The following is a 17,065-nucleotide window of genomic DNA, read 5'->3' as shown; positions in this document are numbered from 1 at the left end:
GAGTCGGCGGGCCGACGTGCTGTCGGGCGACGCGGAGGGAACGGCTTCGGCGAGGTGTGCTCAGGCGGTGAGGCGGGCGATCGCCTCGTCGACCGTGAGCTCCTCGCGCTCACCGGTACGGCGGTCCTTCAGCTCCAGGACGCCTTCGGCGGAGCGACGGCCCGCGACGAGGATCTTCGGTACGCCGATCAGCTCGGAGTCGGTGAACTTCACGCCCGGGGAGACGCCGGCCCGGTCGTCGACCAGGACGCGCAGGCCCGCCGCCCGCAGCTTCTCCGAGACGTCCAGGGCCAGTTCGGTCTGGAGCGCCTTGCCCGCGGCGACGACGTGCACGTCGGCCGGGGCGACCTCGGCGGGCCAGCACAGCCCCTTGTCGTCGGCGCTCTGCTCGGCGAGGGCGGCGACCGCGCGGGAGACGCCGATGCCGTAGGAGCCCATCGTGACGCGGACCGGCTTGCCGTTCTGGCCGAGGACGTCGAGCTTGAGCGCGTCGGCGTACTTGCGGCCCAGCTGGAAGATGTGGCCGATCTCGATGGCGCGGTCCAGCTTCAGTCCGGTGCCGCACTTCGGGCAGGGGTCGCCCTCCTGGACGACGACGACGTCGACGTAGGCGTCGACCTCGAAGTCACGGCCCGCGACGACGTTCTTCGCGTGCGTGTGCTCCTTGTTGGCGCCGGTGATCCAGGCGGTGCCGGGGGCCACGCGCGGGTCGGCGATGTAGGTGACCTTCTCGCCCAGGCCCTGCGGGCCGACGTAGCCGCGGACCAGGTCGGGGCGGCCCACGAAGTCCTCGGCGGTGACCAACTCGACGGCGGCCGGGGCGAAGTGGGCCTCGACCTTGTCCATGTCGACCTCGCGGTCACCGGGCACGCCGACGGCGACGATCTCGCCGTTCACCTTGACGAGGAGGTTCTTCAGGGTGGCGGAGGCCGGGACGCCGAGCGAGGCGGCGAGGGTCTCGATGGTCGGGGTGTCCGGGGTGGGGATCTCCTCGGCGGCGGGCACGCCGGCCGCGTCCACCGGGCTCAACTCGTACGTGATCGCTTCGGTGTTGGCCGCGAAGTCGCAGTTGGGGCAGTCGGCGAAGGTGTCCTCGCCGGCGCCGGCCGGGGCGAGGAACTCCTCCGACTTCGAGCCGCCCATCGCGCCCGCGGTCGCCGCGCAGATGCGGTAGTCGAGGCCGAGGCGCTCGAACACCTTCTGGTAGGCCTGGCGGTGCAGGGCGTAGGACTTGGCGAGGCCCTCGTCCTCCAGGTCGAAGGAGTAGGAGTCCTTCATCTGGAACTCACGGCCGCGCAGGATGCCGGCGCGGGGGCGGGCCTCGTCACGGAACTTGGTCTGGATCTGGTAGAGGATGACCGGCAGGTCCTTGTAGGAGGTCGCCTGGTCCTTCACGATCAGCGTGAAGATCTCCTCGTGGGTCGGGCCGAGGAGGTAGTCGCCGCCCTTGCGGTCGTTGAGGCGGAACAGCTCGGGGCCGTACTCGTCCCAGCGGCCGGTCGTCTCGTAGGGCTCCTTCGGCAGCAGCGCCGGGAGCAGCACCTCCTGGGCGCCGATCGCGTCCATCTCCTCACGGACGATGCGCTCGACGTTGGCGAGGACCTTCTTGCCCAGGGGCAGCCAGCTCCAGATGCCGGCGGCGGTGCGGCGGACGTAGCCGGCGCGGACGAGGAGCTTGTGGCTGAGGACCTCGGCGTCCGCGGGGTCGTCGCGCAAGGTCTTCGCCATCAACTGGGACATGCGCTGGACCGGTGCGTTCGCCATGGTTGTCGTACTCCTGCCGAGGTGAAGGTGATGGCAAGGAGGTTAGCCGGGAGCTGGGGGTGGCCGGAAATCCGTTATCGGCGGAGGAGGGGCAGCGGGGCGCCCATCACCGCGTACGGGCGGGGGGCGCTGGGGAAGAGGACACGGCGGGCGAGGTCCTGGTAGCCGAGGGAGCGGTACAGGGCCCTGGCGGGGCTCTCGGTGTCGATCGCGGAGAGGATCGAGCGGGGTTGGGCTGCCTCGTCGGTGATGGCGGTGATCAGGGCGCGGCCCGCGCCGCGGTTCTGGTGGGCGGGGTGGACGTGCAGCTCCGTGATGACGAAGGAGTCGTCGAGCCAGACGTCGTTGCCCAGGGCGCGCAGGTAGGGCTCCACGACGGTGGACCACCAGTGGGCTCGGTCGTTGGGCATGCCGTAGACGAAGCCGGCCAGGCGGCCGTCGGCGGTGGTGGCGCCGAGAGCGCGGGCGCCGGGGTACGTCATGTGGCGCAGCACGATCTGCCGGCGGACGGCCACCTCGTCGGGGCCGAGTCCGAAGGCGGCGGCTTGGACTTTCAGGGCCTCGTCCACGTGTGCGGAGAGATCCAGGGGGCCGATGACGAGGTCCATGCGGGGAGACTACAGGGGGGTTTGGGGCGTGCGGGCCGGTGGATGCGCTCCCGGCCTGCGGTGTGGGAACGTCTCCTCGGAGACAGGAACGTCATTTCCGAACACGAGCGTCTTTTTCAGAACAGGACGCTCATGAACGCGCCCACTTCTTGGAATCCGACCCTCTTGTACGTGCGCCGCGCGGCGGTGTTGAAGTCGTTGACGTAGAGGCTGACGACCGGGGCCACGTCGGCGAGGGCGTAGCGCAGGACCGCGGCCATGCCGGGCACGGCCAGGCCCCTCCCCCGGTACTCGGGGGCCACCCACACGCCCTGGATCTGGCAGGCCTCGGGGGTCGCCGCGCCGATCTCCGCCTTGAAGGCGACCCGGCCGTGCTCGTCGAGTCGGGCGAAGGAGCGGCCGGCGCCGACGAGTTCGGCGACCCTGGCCTGGTAGAGGAGGCCGCCGTCGCCGGCCATAGGGGAGACGCCGACCTCCTCGGTGAACATCGCCACGCAGGCCGGCATGATCGTTTCCATCTCGTCCTTGCGGATGCGGCGGACGTAGGGATCCGGGGCGATGTCGGCGGGCATGCGGTCGGTGACCATGAGGGGCTGGTGGGCGCGGATCTCGCGGGCCGGGCCCCAGCTCGGCTCCAGCAGCCGCCACAGCTGGGCGGTGGCGTCGGAGGGGCCGACGATGGAGGAGCAGCGGCGGCCGGCCCTTCTCGCCCGGTCGGCGAAAGCGCGTACCGCGCGCGGGGTGGCGCAGATCGGGACGAGGTTGGCGCCCGCGTAGCACAGGGACGTCAGCATGCCGTCCTCGTACCAGCCCCACATCTCGCCGCCCAGTCGCCAGGGGTCGAGGCCGGCGACCTGGACACGGGAGGTCACGAAGGCGTTGGTGACCGGCTCGCGGTCGAGGACGGCCAGAGCGGCGTCCAGGTCGCTCGGTTCGAGGACCCGGGAGGTGGTCTGCGTCAACAAGTGCGGGGCCTCACACTGGGGTCTGCCTGATCCCCGCACTGTACCTGCCGAGAATGTGCCGCGCCGCCCCGTCCCGAAGCCGCTGCGGGCTCGGCCGGTCTCCGTGACGCGCCGGGGCGTGGTCGTCGCCCGTGCCAGGATCACTTCATGATCTTGACGACCGAGCGGGCCGACGCCCGTGAGTGGCCGCGGGAGCCGCTCGCGGAGCTGTTCAGCGAGGGCTTTCCCCCGTTCATCACCGCCGACCGGCTGGTGAAGGAGTACATAGGCCGGGTCCGCGAGTGGTTCGCGGACCTGGATCTGATGCTGGTGGACGAGGACGGGGCGCCGGTCGCGGCGGGGTGGGGGGTGCCGGTCCGCTGGGACGGGCAGGTCGACGCGCTGCCCACGGGGTACACCGACGCGCTGGCCCGGGCCGTCGAGGGCCGTGAGGGCGGCGTGGAGCCGGACACGCTGGTGATCTGCGGGGCGGTGGTCACGCCGGCGCTGCAGGGGCGGGGGCTTGCGGGCCGGATGCTGTCGGCGCTGCGGGAGACGGGGCGGGCGGCGGGGCTCGGCCGGGTGGTCGCGCCGGTGCGGCCCACGACGAAGGCGCGCTACCCCGTGACGCCGATCGACGCCTTCATGCGGTGGCGCCGCCCGGACGGCACCGCACTGGACCCGTGGATCCGCACGCACGAGCGGCTGGGCGCGCGGATCCTGGCGGCGGCGCCGGCCTCGCAGACGATGACCGGCACGGTCGCGGAGTGGGAGCGGTGGACCGGGCTGGCCCTGCCGGAGTCCGGGGAATACGTCATCCCGGACGGGCTGAGCGTCCTGCGGGTGGACGTGGAGTCGGACACGGGCGTGTACGAGGAGCCCAACGTGTGGATGAGACACCTCTGACCGGACGGACGGAGGTTTCTTGGGCGCGGCCTTGCCCACCCCAAGGTTTCCTGGACGCGGCCGGGCCGGCCCGGGGTTTCCTGGACGCGGCCGGGCCGGCCCGGATGCAGTCCGGGTCGGCTCGTGGTTCAGCGGTGGTCAGGCCGGGCTCAGCCCGCGACGGACACCGACGGCTCGCCCGAGGCGATGCCGTCCGACTCCATCTGCTCGGCCAGCTTCATGGCTTCCTCGATGAGGGTCTCCACGATCTTGGACTCGGGGACGGTCTTGATGACCTCGCCCTTGACGAAGATCTGGCCCTTGCCGTTGCCGGAGGCGACGCCGAGGTCGGCCTCACGGGCCTCGCCGGGGCCGTTGACGACGCAGCCCATGACGGCGACGCGCAGCGGGACGTCCATGCCGGTCAGGCCTGCGGTGACCTCTTCGGCCAGCTTGTAGACGTCGACCTGGGCGCGGCCGCAGGACGGGCAGGAGACGATCTCCAGGCCGCGCTGCTTGAGGTTGAGGGACTCCAGGATCTGGTTGCCGACCTTGACCTCCTCCACCGGGGGCGCGGAGAGGGAGACGCGGATGGTGTCTCCGATGCCCTGGGACAGCAGCGCGCCGAAGGCGACCGCGGACTTGATGGTGCCCTGGAAGGCGGGTCCGGCCTCGGTGACGCCGAGGTGGAGGGGGTAGTCGCAGGCGGCGGCGAGCTGACGGTAGGCCTCGATCATCACGACCGGGTCGTTGTGCTTGACCGAGATCTTGATGTCGCGGAAGTCGTGCTCCTCGAAGAGGGAGGCCTCCCACAGGGCGGACTCGACGAGCGCCTCCGGGGTGGCCTTGCCGTACTTCTGGAGCAGCCGGCGGTCCAGCGAGCCCGCGTTGACGCCGATGCGGATCGGCGTGCCGTGGTCCTTCGCCGCCTTGGCGATCTCCCTGACCTTGTCGTCGAACTGCTTGATGTTGCCGGGGTTGACCCGGACGGCCGCGCAGCCGGCCTCGATGGCGGCGAACACGTACTTCGGCTGGAAGTGGATGTCGGCGATCACCGGGATCTGCGACTTGCGGGCGATGGTCGCGAGGGCGTCGGCGTCGTCCTGGGTCGGGCAGGCGACGCGGACGATCTGGCAGCCGGACGCGGTCAGCTCGGCGATCTGCTGGAGCGTGGCCCCGATGTCGGACGTGCGGGTCGTGGTCATCGACTGCACGGACACGGGAGCGTCCCCGCCGACCGCCACGGAGCCGACCTGGATCTGCCGGCTCTTCCGGCGCTCGGCAACCCTGGTCGGAACGGACGGCATGCCGAGAGAAATCGCAGTCATCTGCTGTGCAACCCCAAGTCGTGGATCAAGGCCCAGGTCCCGTCAGCGGCGGGCGCCAGGCTTCGAGATTACGGCACGGGGCCGGAGCCGGGCACATCCCGCCGGTAAACCACCCGATGGGACCGGCGCGCACGCCCGGCCCCGCCGGGATCGCGCCAGGACGGCGAACGGCCGGACACCGAGGCGCCCGGCCGTCGTGAACCGAGGCGGTCAGGAGATCTTGATCGGGTTCACCACGTCGGCGATGAGGACGAGGATGGTGAAGCAGATGAAGATCCCCGCCACCACGTAGGCCACCGGCATCAGCTTCGCCACGTCGAAGGGGCCCGGGTCCGGGCGCTTGAGGACCTTGGCGACGGTGCGGCGCAGGGACTCCCACAGGGCGCCGGCGATGTGGCCGCCGTCCAGCGGGAGCAGCGGGAGCATGTTGAACAGGAACAGGGAGAGGTTGAAACCGGCCAGGAGCATCACGAACATGGCGAGCTGCTGGGAGGCCGGGATGTCGAGGGTGGCGATCTCGCCGCCGACCCGGGCCGCGCCGACGACGCCCATCGGGGAGTCCGGTTCGCGGGGTCCGTCGCCGAAGGCGGCGTTCCACAGGGCGGGGATCTTGGAGGGCAGGGCGGCGAGGGAGTCGACGGCGTCGCCGACCCGGTCGCTCATCCAGACCACGGAGTCGCCGAAGTCCTGCTTGACGACGCCGGTGGCGGCGCTGAAGCCGAGGAAGCCCGCCTTGACGTACTCGCCCTGGACGTAGGCGCCGCCGGCGTCCTTCTTCGCGACCTGGTTGGTGGCGATCGTCGCCCGCAGGGTCACTTCCTTGCCGTCGCGGTCGACGACGATGGGCACCTGTCGGCCCGCGCTGTCGCGGATGAGGTCGGACAGGGTGTCCCAGTCCTCGGTGCGCCGGCCGTCGAAGGAGACGATCTTGTCGCCTTTGACCATGCCGGCGGCGGCCGCGGGGGAGGCCGGGTCGGACGGCTTGCAGGTGTCGCGGTTCTGGCTCTGCGCGATGACGCAGGGGGAGACGGAGGCGACGGTGGTGGTCTGCTGCTGGATGCCGAAGCCCATCAGCACGATGAGGAACAGGACGAACGCGAGGACGAGGTTCATGAAGGGCCCGGCGAACATGACCACGACGCGTTTCCACGGCTTGCGCGTGTAGAACATGCGGGTCTCGTCGCCGGGCTGGAGCTCCTCGTACGCGGCGGAGCGGGCGTCCTCGATCATGCCGCGCCAGGGGGAGGTGGAGCGGGCGGTGATCCGGCCGTCCTCGCCGGGCGGGAACATGCCGATCATGCGGATGTAGCCGCCGAACGGGATCGCCTTGACGCCGTACTCGGTCTCGCCCTTGTTCCGCGACCAGACGGTGGGGCCGAAGCCGACCATGTACTGGGGCACGCGGATGCCGAAGAGCTTCGCCGTGGACAGGTGGCCCAGCTCGTGCCAGGCGATGGAGACGAGCAGGCCGACCGCGAAGACCACTATGCCGAGGATGAACATCAGGGTCGTCATGCGCGGGCCTCCGCCAGGATGAACGTCAAGGTCGTCATGCGCGGGCCTCCGCCGCCGTCTGTGCCGTCAGTTCCCGGGCCCGGGTCCGCGCCCAGGCCTCCGCTTCGAGGACGTCCGGCACGGTGAGTGAAGTTCCCGTGACCGGCGTGCCGTGCTCCTCGACCACCCGGGTCACGGTGTCCATGATGCCGTTGAAGGGCAGAGCGCCCCGGCGGAACGCCTCGACGCACTCCTCGTTGGCGGCGTTGAACACCGCCGGCGCCGTCCCGCCGAGTTCGCCCACGTGCCGGGCGAGGTTCACCGAGGGGAAGGCCTCGTTGTCGAGCGGGAGGAACTCCCAGGTCGACGCCTTGCTCCAGTCGAAGGCGGGCGCCGCGTCGGGCACGCGCTCGGGCCAGCCGATGCCGATGGCGATGGGCCCGCGCATGTCGGGGGGCGTCGCCTGCGCCAGTGTGGATCCGTCCGTGAACTCAACCATCGAGTGGACATACGACTGGGGATGCACGACCACCTCAATGCGGTCGAAGGGAATGTCGTAGAGGAGGTGTGCCTCGATCACCTCCAGGCCCTTGTTGACGAGGGTGGCGGAGTTGATCGTGATCACGGGGCCCATGGCCCAGGTGGGGTGGGCGAGGGCGTCCTCGACGCTGACGTGCGCCAGTTGTTCCCGGGTGCGGCCGCGGAAGGGGCCGCCGGAGGCGGTGACGACCAGTTTGCGGACGTCCGCGCGCGTGCCGGCGGCGAGGGCCTGGAAGAGGGCCGCGTGCTCGGAGTCCACGGGGATGATCTGGCCGGGTGCGGCGAGCGCCTTCACCAGGGGGCCGCCGACGATGAGCGATTCCTTGTTGGCGAGCGCGAGGGTGCGGCCCGCCCGGAGGGCGGCGAGGGTGGGCGCGAGTCCGATGGAGCCCGTGATGCCGTTGAGGACGGTGTGGCAGTGCGCGGCGTCGGAGGCGGCGAGCTGGGTGGCGGCGTCCGGTCCGGCGAGGATCTCGGGGAGCGGCTCTTTGCCGCCGTACTCGGCGGTGAGCGCCTCGCGCAGGGCCGGTACGACGTCCTCGCGGGCGACGGCGACGGTCCGTACCCGCAGCCGGTGGGCCTGCTCGGCGAGGAGGGCGACCCGGCCGCCGTTGGCGGACAGGCCGGTCACGCGGAAGCGGTCCGGGTTGCGCAGCACGAGGTCGACGGCCTGGGTGCCGATCGATCCGGTGGCGCCGAGGATCACCACGTCCTTGGGTCCGTCGCCGGTGACGGGGTCGTGGACGAGGTGCGGGTCGGCCAGGGCGCGGATCGCGGCACCGCCGGAGTCAGGTCCCGGCGTGGTGGGGGCGGCGTGGCGTCGCGGGGCGGCCGGGGTTTCCGGCCCGCGCCCTGAGGGGGCTGGACTGTCGCTCATCCCCCCATTGTCTCCGTAACGGGGGCGGGCGTGGACAGGGCGTCCCCTCGTGATCCTTCTGCCGAGGGGACGCCCTGGTGGAGGGTGTGCGGTGTCACCTGATCGGACGGTGCACGTTCTCCCGGCGGCTGGGGCCGGGGGTGGCGTCGGCGATCCAGGGGCCGTCGCCGGAGGGGTCGACGACGCCCTCCTCGAGCCATTCGTAGGCCCCGCCGAGGACGCCTTCGACGACCTTGCGGTCGACGTCGTCGGTGTTGGACCACAGGCGCGTGAACAGTTCCTCCACGCGGACGCGGGACTGGCGGCAGAAGGCGTCGGCGAGCTGGTAGGCCTCGCGGCCGTGCTCGCCCCGGCCGCGCAGCAGTTCGGCGCGCACGCAGGCCGCGCTCATCGCGAACAGCTCCGCGCCGATGTCGACGACGCGGCCGAGGAAGCCCTGCTTGGTCTCCATGCGGCCCTGCCAGCGGGACATGGCGTAGAAGGTGGAGCGGGCCAGTTTGCGGGAGTGGCGTTCGACGTACCGCAGATGCGGGGAGAGGTCGACCTCGTGCTTGAACTCGGCGTAGGAGTTGGGGAGTTGGCCAGGGCCCGTGACGAGCTTGGGCAGCCACCTGGCGTAGAAGGCGCCGGCGTTGGCACCTGCTTTCGCCTTGTCCTGGAGGGACTTGTCGGGGTCGATGAGGTCGCCGGCGACGGAGAGGTGGGCGTCGACGGCCTCGCGGGCGATCAGCAGGTGCATGATCTCCGTGGAGCCCTCGAAGATGCGGTTGATGCGCAGATCGCGCAGCAACTGCTCGGCAGGTACGGCGCGTTCGCCGCGGGCGGCGAGGGACTCGGCGGTCTCGAAGCCGCGTCCGCCGCGGATCTGGACGAGTTCGTCGGCCATCAGACAGGCCATCTCGGAGCCGTAGAGCTTGGCGAGGGCGGCTTCGATGCGGATGTCGTTGCGGTCCTCGTCGGCCATCTGGCTCGCCAGGTCGACGACGGCTTCGAGCGCGAAGGTGGTGGCCGCGATGAAGCTGATCTTGGAGCCGACCGCTTCGTGCCGGGCGACGGGCTTGCCCCACTGCTCGCGGACGCCGGACCATTCGCGGGCGATCTTCAGGCACCACTTGCCGGCGCCGACGCACATGGCGGGCAGGGAGAGCCGGCCGGTGTTGAGGGTGGTGAGGGCGATCTTGAGGCCGGCGCCCTCGGGGCCGATGCGGTTGGCGGCGGGGACGCGGACCCGGTGGAACCGGGTGACGCCGTTCTCCAGGCCGCGCAGGCCCATGAAGGCGTTGCGGTGCTCGACGGTGACGCCCTCGGAGTCCGCCTCGACGACGAAGGCGGTGATGCCGCCCTTGTGGCCCTCGGACTTCGGCACCCGGGCCATGACGACCAGGAGGTCGGCGACGACGCCGTTGGTGGTCCACAGTTTGACCCCGTCGAGGACGTAGTCGTCGCCGTCGGGGACGGCGGTGGTGGCCAGGCGGGCGGGGTCGGAGCCGACGTCGGGTTCGGTCAGCAGGAAGGCCGAGATGTCGGTGCGGGCGCAGCGGGGCAGATAGGTGTCCTTCTGCTCCTGGGTGCCGAAGAGCTTCAGCGGCTGCGGTACGCCGATGGACTGGTGGGCGGACAGGAGGGCGCCGAGCGCGGGGCTCGCGGTGCCGACCACGGCGAGGGCCTTGTTGTAGTAGACCTGGGTGAGGCCGAGGCCGCCGTACTTGGGGTCGATCTTCATGCCGAGGGCGCCGAGCTCCTTGAGACCGTTGACGGTCTCGTCGGGGATGCGCGCCTCGCGTTCGATGCGGGCCGAGTCGATCCGCGTCTCGCAGAAGTCGCGGAGCTTGGCGAGGAAGGCCTCGCCGCGGCGGGCGTCCTCGCCGGCGGGCAGGGGGTGGGGGTGGATCAGGTCGAGCCGGAAGCGGCCCAGGAACAGTTCCTTGGCGAAGCTCGGCTTGCGCCAGTCCTGCTCCCGGGCGGCCTCCGCCACCTGGCGTGCCTCACGTTCGGTGACGGTGGGGCGGGGTCGGGAGGAGGAGGTGGGTGGTGCGGACATGAGGCTCACCTCGCCGCGAATCGGGATCTTGGACCTATTCGGTTACTGACGGGTCCTACCCGATCGTATGTACCGGATCCTCAGTCGCCCCACCACCCCTGCTGCGGCGGTCGGGCCGGGGGAAGGCCGGTTCCGCCGCGGGCGCTCCCGGGTTCCGCCCGTGTCGGGACGGGGGCGGCACCCCGGCCGCGTCCTTGCGCCGAAGGAGTGGCACGGTGGGGTGCGCGGCCCCGCCGCCCGCTTCCGGCATGAACAGCCCGAGACCGTCCGGAAGGCGCTGTCGAAGCGCTTCGACGCCCTATGGACACCCACCCTTGCTAGGGCTACTGTCGAACCACCCTCGCCCGCCCCTGTTCGCAATGCGCACTGTCGAAGCGCTTCACACATCTTGGAGAGCTGGATGGTCACCCTCGCCGAGGTCGCCCAGCACGCCGGAGTCTCGGCCAGCACGGTGAGCTATGTCCTCAGCGGCAAGCGGTCCATCTCCGCGACCACCCGGCAGCGGGTCGAGCAGAGCATCCGCGAGCTCGGCTACCACCCGAACGCGGGCGCCCGCGCCCTGGCCAGCAGCAGGTCGAACATCATCGCGCTGATGGTCCCGCTGCGCACCGACATGTACGTGCCGGTGATGATGGAGATCGCCATCGCGGTCGCCACCACCGCCCGCACGCACGGCTACGACGTCCTGCTGCTCACCGGCGAGGAGGGCCCCGACGCCGTCCGCCGGGTCACCGGCAGCGGCCTCGCCGACGCGATGATCCTCATGGACGTGCAACTGGACGACGAGCGGCTGCCGTTGCTGCGGGGGACGGATCAGCCGGCGGTGCTGATCGGGCTGCCCGCCGACACCGCCGGGCTGACCTGCGTCGACCTCGACTTCACGGCCACCGGCGCACTGTGCGTGGAGCACCTGGCCAAGCTCGGGCACCGGGACGTCGCCGTCATCGGCGAGGCCCCCGCCGTGTACGAGCGGCACACCGGGTTCGCCGAACGCACCCTCGACGGACTCCGCTCCCGTGCCCGGGAGTTGGGGGTGCGGCTGCTGCACCGCCCGTGCGAGGGCGGGTACGGCGCCATGGCCGCGACGCTCGCCCGGATCCTCGACGAGCGGCCGGGCACCACCGGTTTCGTCGTGCAGAACGAGTCGGCGGTCGAGCCCCTGCTCGCGCTGCTGCGCCAGCAGGGGCGGGCCGTGCCGGAGGACGTGTCGGTGCTGGCGATCTGCCCCGAACAGGTCGCCGTGCAGGCATCGGTGCGGCTGACGTCGGTCGCCATCCCCGCGCAGGAGATGGGCCGGCACGCCGTGGAACGTCTCGTCGCCAAGCTCGACGGCCGGGGCGAGAGCGAAGTGGTCCTGCTGGAACCCGAGTTGACCGTCCGGGCGAGCACGGGACCGGCGCCCGCCTCCCCCTGAACCACCGCGCCCGCCTCCCCTGAGCCACCGCGCCCGCCTCCCTTGAACCACCGCGCCCGCCTCCCCTGAGCCACCGCGCCCGCCCGCACCTCCCCCCTCTCCGCTCCCCCGCCGCGACGCCCCGCCCTCCACACGTCTGCACTCCTCCAGGAGCACAGGAGCCCCCTCGTGAATCAGCCTGCCGAAAACCAGCCCCAGGTCAGCCTCGCGCAGTCCTCGCCCACCGTCGGCACGTTCCGTGAGCGGGACGGCGCTCTGGAGTGGAGCGGGCGCCAGGAGACGCTGCGCGTCGAGCCGTGGGGGCCGGACGCGGTCCGGGTCCGGGCCCGCCTGGGCGGTCCCGTCCTCGACGCGCTGCCCGGCGCGCTGCTCGCCCAGGCGCCGCCGACCCCGTCCACCGTGAAGATCGAGGAGGGCCGGGGACGGCTGACGGTCGGCGCGCTGACCGTCGAAGTGGACGCGGAGGGCCTGGTCCGCTTCCTGCGGACCGAGGACGGCGCCGAGGTGCTGTCCGAGGCCCGTGCCCACTTCTGGTGGCCCGGCCCCCGCCTCTACACGGCCGTCGGCAACGGACACCACCGGCTGGAGCAGCGTTTCGCCGCCTACGACGACGAGAAGCTGTACGGCCTGGGGCAGCACCAGCACGGGCGGCTGGACCAGAAGGGGCTGGTGCTGGACCTGGTGCAGCGCAACGCCGAGGTCGGCATCCCCGTGCTCACCTCCAGCCGCGGTTACACGCTGCTGTGGAACAACCCGGCGATCGGCCGGGTGGAGCTGGCCGGCAACGGCACCCGCTGGGTGGCGGACTCGGCACGGCAGATCGACTACTGGATCACCGCGGGCGCACCGGCCGACGCACAGCGCCGCTACAGCGCGGTGACCGGCCGCACCCCGATGCTGCCGGAGTGGGCGGCCGGCTTCTGGCAGTGCAAGCTGCGCTACCGCACGCAGGACGAACTCCTCGCGGTGGCGCGGGAGTACAAGCGGCGGGGGCTGCCGCTGTCCGCCATCGTCTGCGACTTCTTCCACTGGACCCATCTGGGCGAGTGGAAGTTCGACCCGGCGCAGTGGCCGGACCCGGCCGCGATGGTCGCCGAACTGGACGAGCTGGGCGTGAAGCTGGTGGTGAGCGTCTGGCCGTCGGTGTCGCCGCTGAGCGAGAACCACGCGGTGATGGAGCAGCGCGGCCACTTCATCGGCACCCAGTACGGTCCGATGGCGCACGCCGACTGGCCGGACAAGGGGGTCGCCTCGACGGTCCAGGTGGCCTTCTACGACGCCACCAACCCCGAGGCCCGTGAGTTCGTGTGGTCGCGCATCCGGGACAACTACCTTCTCCCGTACGGGATCGACGCCTTCTGGCTGGACGCCTGCGAGCCGGAGCTCAAGCCCGGCTTCCCGGAGAACCTGCGCTACTGGGCGGGTCCGGGCCTGGAGGTCGGCAACATGTACCCGGCGGAGAACGCCCGTACGTTCCACGAGGGGCTGCGCGCCGGCGGCAAGGAGGAGATCGTCACGCTCAACCGTTCGGCGTGGGCGGGCAGCCAGCGCTACGGGGCGGCCCTGTGGTCGGGCGACATCGGCACCGACTTCGCCACCCTGCGCCGTCAGATCGCGGCCGGTCTCAACACGGCGCTGTCGGGCATCCCTTGGTGGAACACGGACATCGGCGGCTTCCACGGCGGCGACCCGGACGACCCGGCGTACCGCGAGGTGATGGTCCGCTGGTTCCAGTTCGGCGCGCTGTCCCCGCTGATGCGGCTGCACGGCTTCCGCGACCCGGGCATGCCGCTGGGGCCGGAGATGACCGGCGGCCCCAACGAGGTGTGGTCCTACGGGGAGGAGGCCGGCGCGATCCTGGAGCGGTACCTGCGGTTGCGCGAGCGCCTCAAGCCGTACGTCCTGAAGGTCATGCGCGAGGCCCACGAGGAGGGGCTGCCGCCGATGCGGCCGCTGTTCCTGGAGTTCCCGCGGGACGAGCTCGCCTGGCAGGTCTGTGACGCCTACCTGTTCGGTGCGGAGCTGCTGGTCGCCCCGGTGCTGGAGCCGGGTGCGACCACCTGGACGACGTATCTCCCGGCCGGTGCCCGGTGGACGGACGCGTGGACGGGTGAGATGTACGAGGGCGGCCGGGCCGTGACGGTCGACGCCCCGCTGGACCGGATCCCGCTGTTCCTGCGGGACGGGGCGCGGCTGCCCGTGGCGGAGTAGCCGCGCACAGGAGGGTGCGGCCGGTCCCGTAGGGGAGGGACCGGCCGCACCGTCGTGGCGTGGGTCAGCCGCCGCTGACGGTCAGGTTGTTGGCGGTGAAGTTCAGGCCGCCGGCGGAGGAGGTGATCTCGAAGCCGAACTGGACGTCGCCGATGGTCTCGTCGCCGAACCAGTGCTTGGTGTCCTTGATCCACTTGACGATCGGCAGGATGTTGACCGTGCCGGAGGTCGAGTTGGAGGTGCGGATGAAGGAGAAGACCTCGTTGGAGCCGTTGTCGCCCTTGTAGACGGTCCAGGTGTGGCCGCCGAGGGTGACGGTTCCCTGCGAGGAGCCCAGCGGGCCGACGGGGCCGGTCTTGTTGACCCAGAGCATGATCTCGTAGTCGTGGTCGGTGTCCCAGATGTCGTACGACGTGTTGTACGCGCCGGACGACGGGACGGTGACGTTGTAGTTGCTGGTGAACGAGGAGAGCGCGCTGATCCGCTTGTTGATCACCTTCTTGGAGTCGGGGTAGGACTTGATGCCGCCGGTGTTGGGGTGGTTGGCCCAGACGCCCCAGTTGGTGCCGGAGTTGGCCCAGACGCACTGGCTGCCGAAGCCGGAGCCCCAGATGTTGTTGTAGAGCGTGTAGCCGTTCAGGCTGGTGGTGCCCCAGCGGTCGCAGGAGTTCCAGACGGCGGCGGACGCGGGGGCGGAGGCGAGGGCGACGGTCGCGCCGAGGGCCAGCGCCGGGGCCAGTACGGCCGTGGTGAGCTTGCGCGGTGCGCTCAGTGCCATGGTGTCCCTTTCCATGGGTGGGGGGATTCGCGGGGGGATGTCACCACGCCTTCGTGTGAAGGACGTGGTCTTCTCCGGCGACCAGGTGGAGCACAGGTGTGCCGGAGGAAGCGTGCCGTGGCCGGGGCCGCCGGGTCATGGCGTCAGCACGGCGACGTCATAGCGGCCGAGGGTGATCTCGCCGGTCACGCCGGCGCCGGTCAGGAGGTCTCGGTGCGTGCCCGGCACCGCGACCGTCACGGTGTCCCGCCCGTGGTTGAGCAGGAAGAGGAGGTCGCCTCGGCGGACGGCCTCGACCTGGTCCGGCAGTTCACCGAGGACGGGGCCCGCGCCCGCGTCCGCCGCGATCCGGGCGAGCAGGTCGCGCAGGGGGTCCGGCTCCGGGAGCGTGGAGACGTACCAGGCGCGGCCCCTACGGAGCACGGCGGGCATGCCGTCGAGGTCGCCGCCCCGGTAGCGGGTGTGGGTCTCGGCGTCGTCGCCCGGCTCGATCTCCTCCGACCACAGCGTGCCGCTGAAGCCGTCGCACTCGATGTGCTCCCCCGCCTGGAGCGGCCACCACTCGTGCAGGACGCGGATGCCGAACAGCTCGCGCAGCCGGGCGTCCATGCCGCCGGGCCGCACCCGGTCGTCGTGGTCGGCGACGCCGGTGAAGAAGCCGCTGACCAGGGTGCCGCCGTCGCGCACATGGGCGAGGAGGTTGTCGATCGCGGTGTCGGTGAGGGCGTACAGCTGGGGGACGACGACCAGCTTGTAAGGGGTGAGGTCGTGCTCGGGGTGGGCGAAGTCGGCGGTGAGGTGGGCTCGCCAGAGGGCACGGTGCCAGGCGGTGAGGACGTCGGGGTAGTCGACCTCGGTGGAGGGGCGGCCGTCCTGGGCGCCGGCCCACCAGGAGTGCCAGTCGTGCAGCACGGCCACGTCGGCGGCGACATGACGGCCCGTCACCATAGGGCCGAGCCGGGCGAGGTCGCGGCCGATCTGCTTGACCTCCTCGAAGGTGCGGCCCCGCTCGCCCGCGTGGCTGAGCATCCCGGAGTGGAACTTCTCAGCGCCCTGCCGGGACTGCCGCCACTGGAAGTAGCAGACGGCGTCCGCGCCCCGGGCCACGGCCTGGAGCGACCAGAGGCGGTTCATGCCCCGGGGCTTGGGGTGGTTCACACCACGCCAGTTGACCGGACCGGCCGCCTGCTCCATCAGCATCCAGGGGCCGCGGGCCTGGGAGCGGGTGAGGTCCTGGACGAGGGCGCCGGCTTGCGCGCCGTGGGGGTCGCGGGGGTCGGGGTAGAGGTCGACGGAGACGACGTCCTCCTCCTCGGCCCAGCGCCAGGCGTCCTGCCCGGACCACAGCGGCATGAAGTTGGTGGTGACCGGGATGTGCGGGCTGTGCCGGGCGACGATGTCGCGTTCGGCGACGTAGCACTCCAGGAGCGCGTCGGAGGTGAAGCGCCGGAAGTCCAGCAACTGGGCGGGGTTGCGCAGGTAGTGGGCGCGGCGGGCGGGCAGGATGCCGTCCCAGGTGTCGTAGGCCTGCCCCCAGAAGGCGGTGCCCCAGGCCTCGTTGAGGGCGTCGAGGGTGCCGTACCGCTCGCGCAGCCAGCGGCGGAAGGCGGCGGCCGCCTCGTCGCCGTGGTCGTAGGTGCAGTACTCGTTGTTGATGTGCCACAGGGTGAGGGCGGGGTGGCGGCCGTAGCGGGCGGCCAGGTCCTCGGTGACGGCGGCGGCGTGCCGGCGGTAGGCGGCGCTGGAGTGGGAGAAGTGCTGCCGGCCGCCCCACCATTCGATCGCGCCGTGCTCGTCGCGGGGCAGGCTCTCCGGGTGGAGGCGGCCCAGCCACGGCGGGGGCGAGGAGGTGGGGGTGGCGAGGACGACGCCGACGCCGTTGTCGTGCATCAGATCCATCAGGGTGTCCAGCCAGCCGAACTCCCGTGCTCCTGGCCGGGGTTCGATCCGGGACCAGGAGAAGACGCCGAGGGTGACTGAGTTGACGCCGGCGTCGCGCATCAGACGGACGTCGTCGTGCCAGGTCTCCTCGGGCCATTGCTCGGGGTTGTAGTCGCCGCCGAAGAGGAGGCGGCCCCGGGTGGCGTCGGCGAGGCCGGGCCGGTGGCCGGCGGCCATCAGAGGGGCTCCCCGTACGGGATGCCCCGACCGCCGTCGGCGGGGTGGAGTGTGCGGCGGGTG

The 17,065-nt window shown here is 71.5% G+C and carries 12 protein-coding genes; 3 read left to right on the top strand and 9 right to left on the bottom strand.

The genetic code is table 11. From position 1 onward, the window contains the following. Positions 1-60: 60 nt before the first annotated feature. The 3 genes from ACIRS4_RS17175 to ACIRS4_RS17165 all read right to left on the bottom strand — a co-directional run bounded on the left by ACIRS4_RS17175 (position 61) and on the right by ACIRS4_RS17165 (position 3,337). Positions 61-1,764: a proline--tRNA ligase gene (locus tag ACIRS4_RS17175; RefSeq protein ID WP_404196050.1), complete on the bottom strand. Its 1,704-nt coding sequence runs from the start codon at positions 1,762-1,764 to the stop codon at positions 61-63. 74 nt (positions 1,765-1,838) lie between these two features. After that, on the bottom strand, positions 1,839-2,372 hold the full coding sequence (locus ACIRS4_RS17170) for a GNAT family N-acetyltransferase (protein ID WP_404196047.1): 534 nt from the start codon (positions 2,370-2,372) through the stop codon (positions 1,839-1,841). Between the two features lie 116 nt (positions 2,373-2,488). After that, entirely contained in the window at positions 2,489-3,337 is an 849-nt protein-coding gene (locus ACIRS4_RS17165; protein WP_404196044.1) for a GNAT family N-acetyltransferase, read from the bottom strand. Positions 3,338-3,484: 147 nt separating this feature from the next. Between ACIRS4_RS17165 and ACIRS4_RS17160 the strand changes: the two genes are divergently transcribed. Continuing rightward, positions 3,485-4,222, top strand: coding sequence for a GNAT family N-acetyltransferase (locus ACIRS4_RS17160; protein ID WP_404196041.1), 738 nt, complete (start codon positions 3,485-3,487; stop codon positions 4,220-4,222). 149 nt (positions 4,223-4,371) lie between these two features. On the opposite strand, the gene ispG is transcribed toward ACIRS4_RS17160, so the two are convergent. The 4 genes from ispG to ACIRS4_RS17140 form a co-directional block, all read right to left on the bottom strand. Next, complete coding sequence (gene ispG, locus ACIRS4_RS17155; RefSeq protein WP_404196038.1) at positions 4,372-5,529, bottom strand: flavodoxin-dependent (E)-4-hydroxy-3-methylbut-2-enyl-diphosphate synthase; 1,158 nt, start codon at positions 5,527-5,529, stop codon at positions 4,372-4,374. Between the two features lie 210 nt (positions 5,530-5,739). Continuing rightward, entirely contained in the window at positions 5,740-7,032 is a 1,293-nt protein-coding gene (locus ACIRS4_RS17150; protein WP_404196158.1) for a M50 family metallopeptidase, read from the bottom strand. A gap of 46 nt (positions 7,033-7,078) precedes the next feature. After that, positions 7,079-8,440 (bottom strand): 1-deoxy-D-xylulose-5-phosphate reductoisomerase, encoded by a 1,362-nt coding sequence (dxr, locus tag ACIRS4_RS17145; RefSeq protein WP_404196035.1) that lies wholly within the window; start codon positions 8,438-8,440, stop codon positions 7,079-7,081. 94 nt (positions 8,441-8,534) lie between these two features. Beyond that, positions 8,535-10,481, bottom strand: a complete 1,947-nt coding sequence (locus ACIRS4_RS17140) for an acyl-CoA dehydrogenase family protein (RefSeq protein WP_404196033.1) — start codon at positions 10,479-10,481, stop codon at positions 8,535-8,537. Between the two features lie 400 nt (positions 10,482-10,881). Here ACIRS4_RS17140 and ACIRS4_RS17135 point away from each other — a divergent pair, with 400 nt between their 5' ends. Then, complete coding sequence (locus ACIRS4_RS17135) at positions 10,882-11,895, top strand: LacI family DNA-binding transcriptional regulator (protein WP_404196030.1); 1,014 nt, start codon at positions 10,882-10,884, stop codon at positions 11,893-11,895. 168 nt (positions 11,896-12,063) lie between these two features. Continuing rightward, entirely contained in the window at positions 12,064-14,106 is a 2,043-nt protein-coding gene (locus ACIRS4_RS17130) for a TIM-barrel domain-containing protein (protein ID WP_404196027.1), read from the top strand. Positions 14,107-14,170: 64 nt separating this feature from the next. Here the strand turns inward: ACIRS4_RS17130 and ACIRS4_RS17125 are convergent, their stop codons facing one another. Both ACIRS4_RS17125 and ACIRS4_RS17120 read right to left on the bottom strand, forming a co-directional pair. After that, entirely contained in the window at positions 14,171-14,884 is a 714-nt protein-coding gene (locus ACIRS4_RS17125) for a hypothetical protein (RefSeq protein WP_404196025.1), read from the bottom strand. Between the two features lie 135 nt (positions 14,885-15,019). Next, positions 15,020-17,002, bottom strand: a complete 1,983-nt coding sequence (locus tag ACIRS4_RS17120; protein WP_404196023.1) for a beta-galactosidase — start codon at positions 17,000-17,002, stop codon at positions 15,020-15,022. Positions 17,003-17,065: the final 63 nt, after the last annotated feature.

Origin of the sequence: Streptomyces sp. NPDC101166, assembly GCF_044768125.1 — a bacterium.
Taxonomy (GTDB): Bacteria; Actinomycetota; Actinomycetes; order Streptomycetales; family Streptomycetaceae; genus Streptomyces.
This window is presented reverse-complemented; position numbering and strand designations above follow the sequence as displayed.

What these genes read in the sequence shown, in the direction of transcription:
- ACIRS4_RS17175 (WP_404196050.1), bottom strand. Translation starts at nt 1,764, where the DNA reads ATGGCGAACGCACCGGTCCAGCGCATGTCCCAGTTGATGGCGAAGACC.
- ACIRS4_RS17170 (WP_404196047.1), bottom strand. Translation starts at nt 2,372, where the DNA reads ATGGACCTCGTCATCGGCCCCCTGGATCTCTCCGCACACGTGGACGAG.
- ACIRS4_RS17160 (WP_404196041.1), top strand. Translation starts at nt 3,485, where the DNA reads ATGATCTTGACGACCGAGCGGGCCGACGCCCGTGAGTGGCCGCGGGAG.
- ispG (WP_404196038.1), bottom strand. Translation starts at nt 5,529, where the DNA reads ATGACTGCGATTTCTCTCGGCATGCCGTCCGTTCCGACCAGGGTTGCC.
- ACIRS4_RS17150 (WP_404196158.1), bottom strand. Translation starts at nt 7,032, where the DNA reads ATGTTCATCCTCGGCATAGTGGTCTTCGCGGTCGGCCTGCTCGTCTCC.
- dxr (WP_404196035.1), bottom strand. Translation starts at nt 8,440, where the DNA reads ATGAGCGACAGTCCAGCCCCCTCAGGGCGCGGGCCGGAAACCCCGGCC.
- ACIRS4_RS17140 (WP_404196033.1), bottom strand. Translation starts at nt 10,481, where the DNA reads ATGTCCGCACCACCCACCTCCTCCTCCCGACCCCGCCCCACCGTCACC.
- ACIRS4_RS17135 (WP_404196030.1), top strand. Translation starts at nt 10,882, where the DNA reads ATGGTCACCCTCGCCGAGGTCGCCCAGCACGCCGGAGTCTCGGCCAGC.
- ACIRS4_RS17125 (WP_404196025.1), bottom strand. Translation starts at nt 14,884, where the DNA reads ATGGCACTGAGCGCACCGCGCAAGCTCACCACGGCCGTACTGGCCCCG.
- ACIRS4_RS17120 (WP_404196023.1), bottom strand. Translation starts at nt 17,002, where the DNA reads ATGGCCGCCGGCCACCGGCCCGGCCTCGCCGACGCCACCCGGGGCCGC.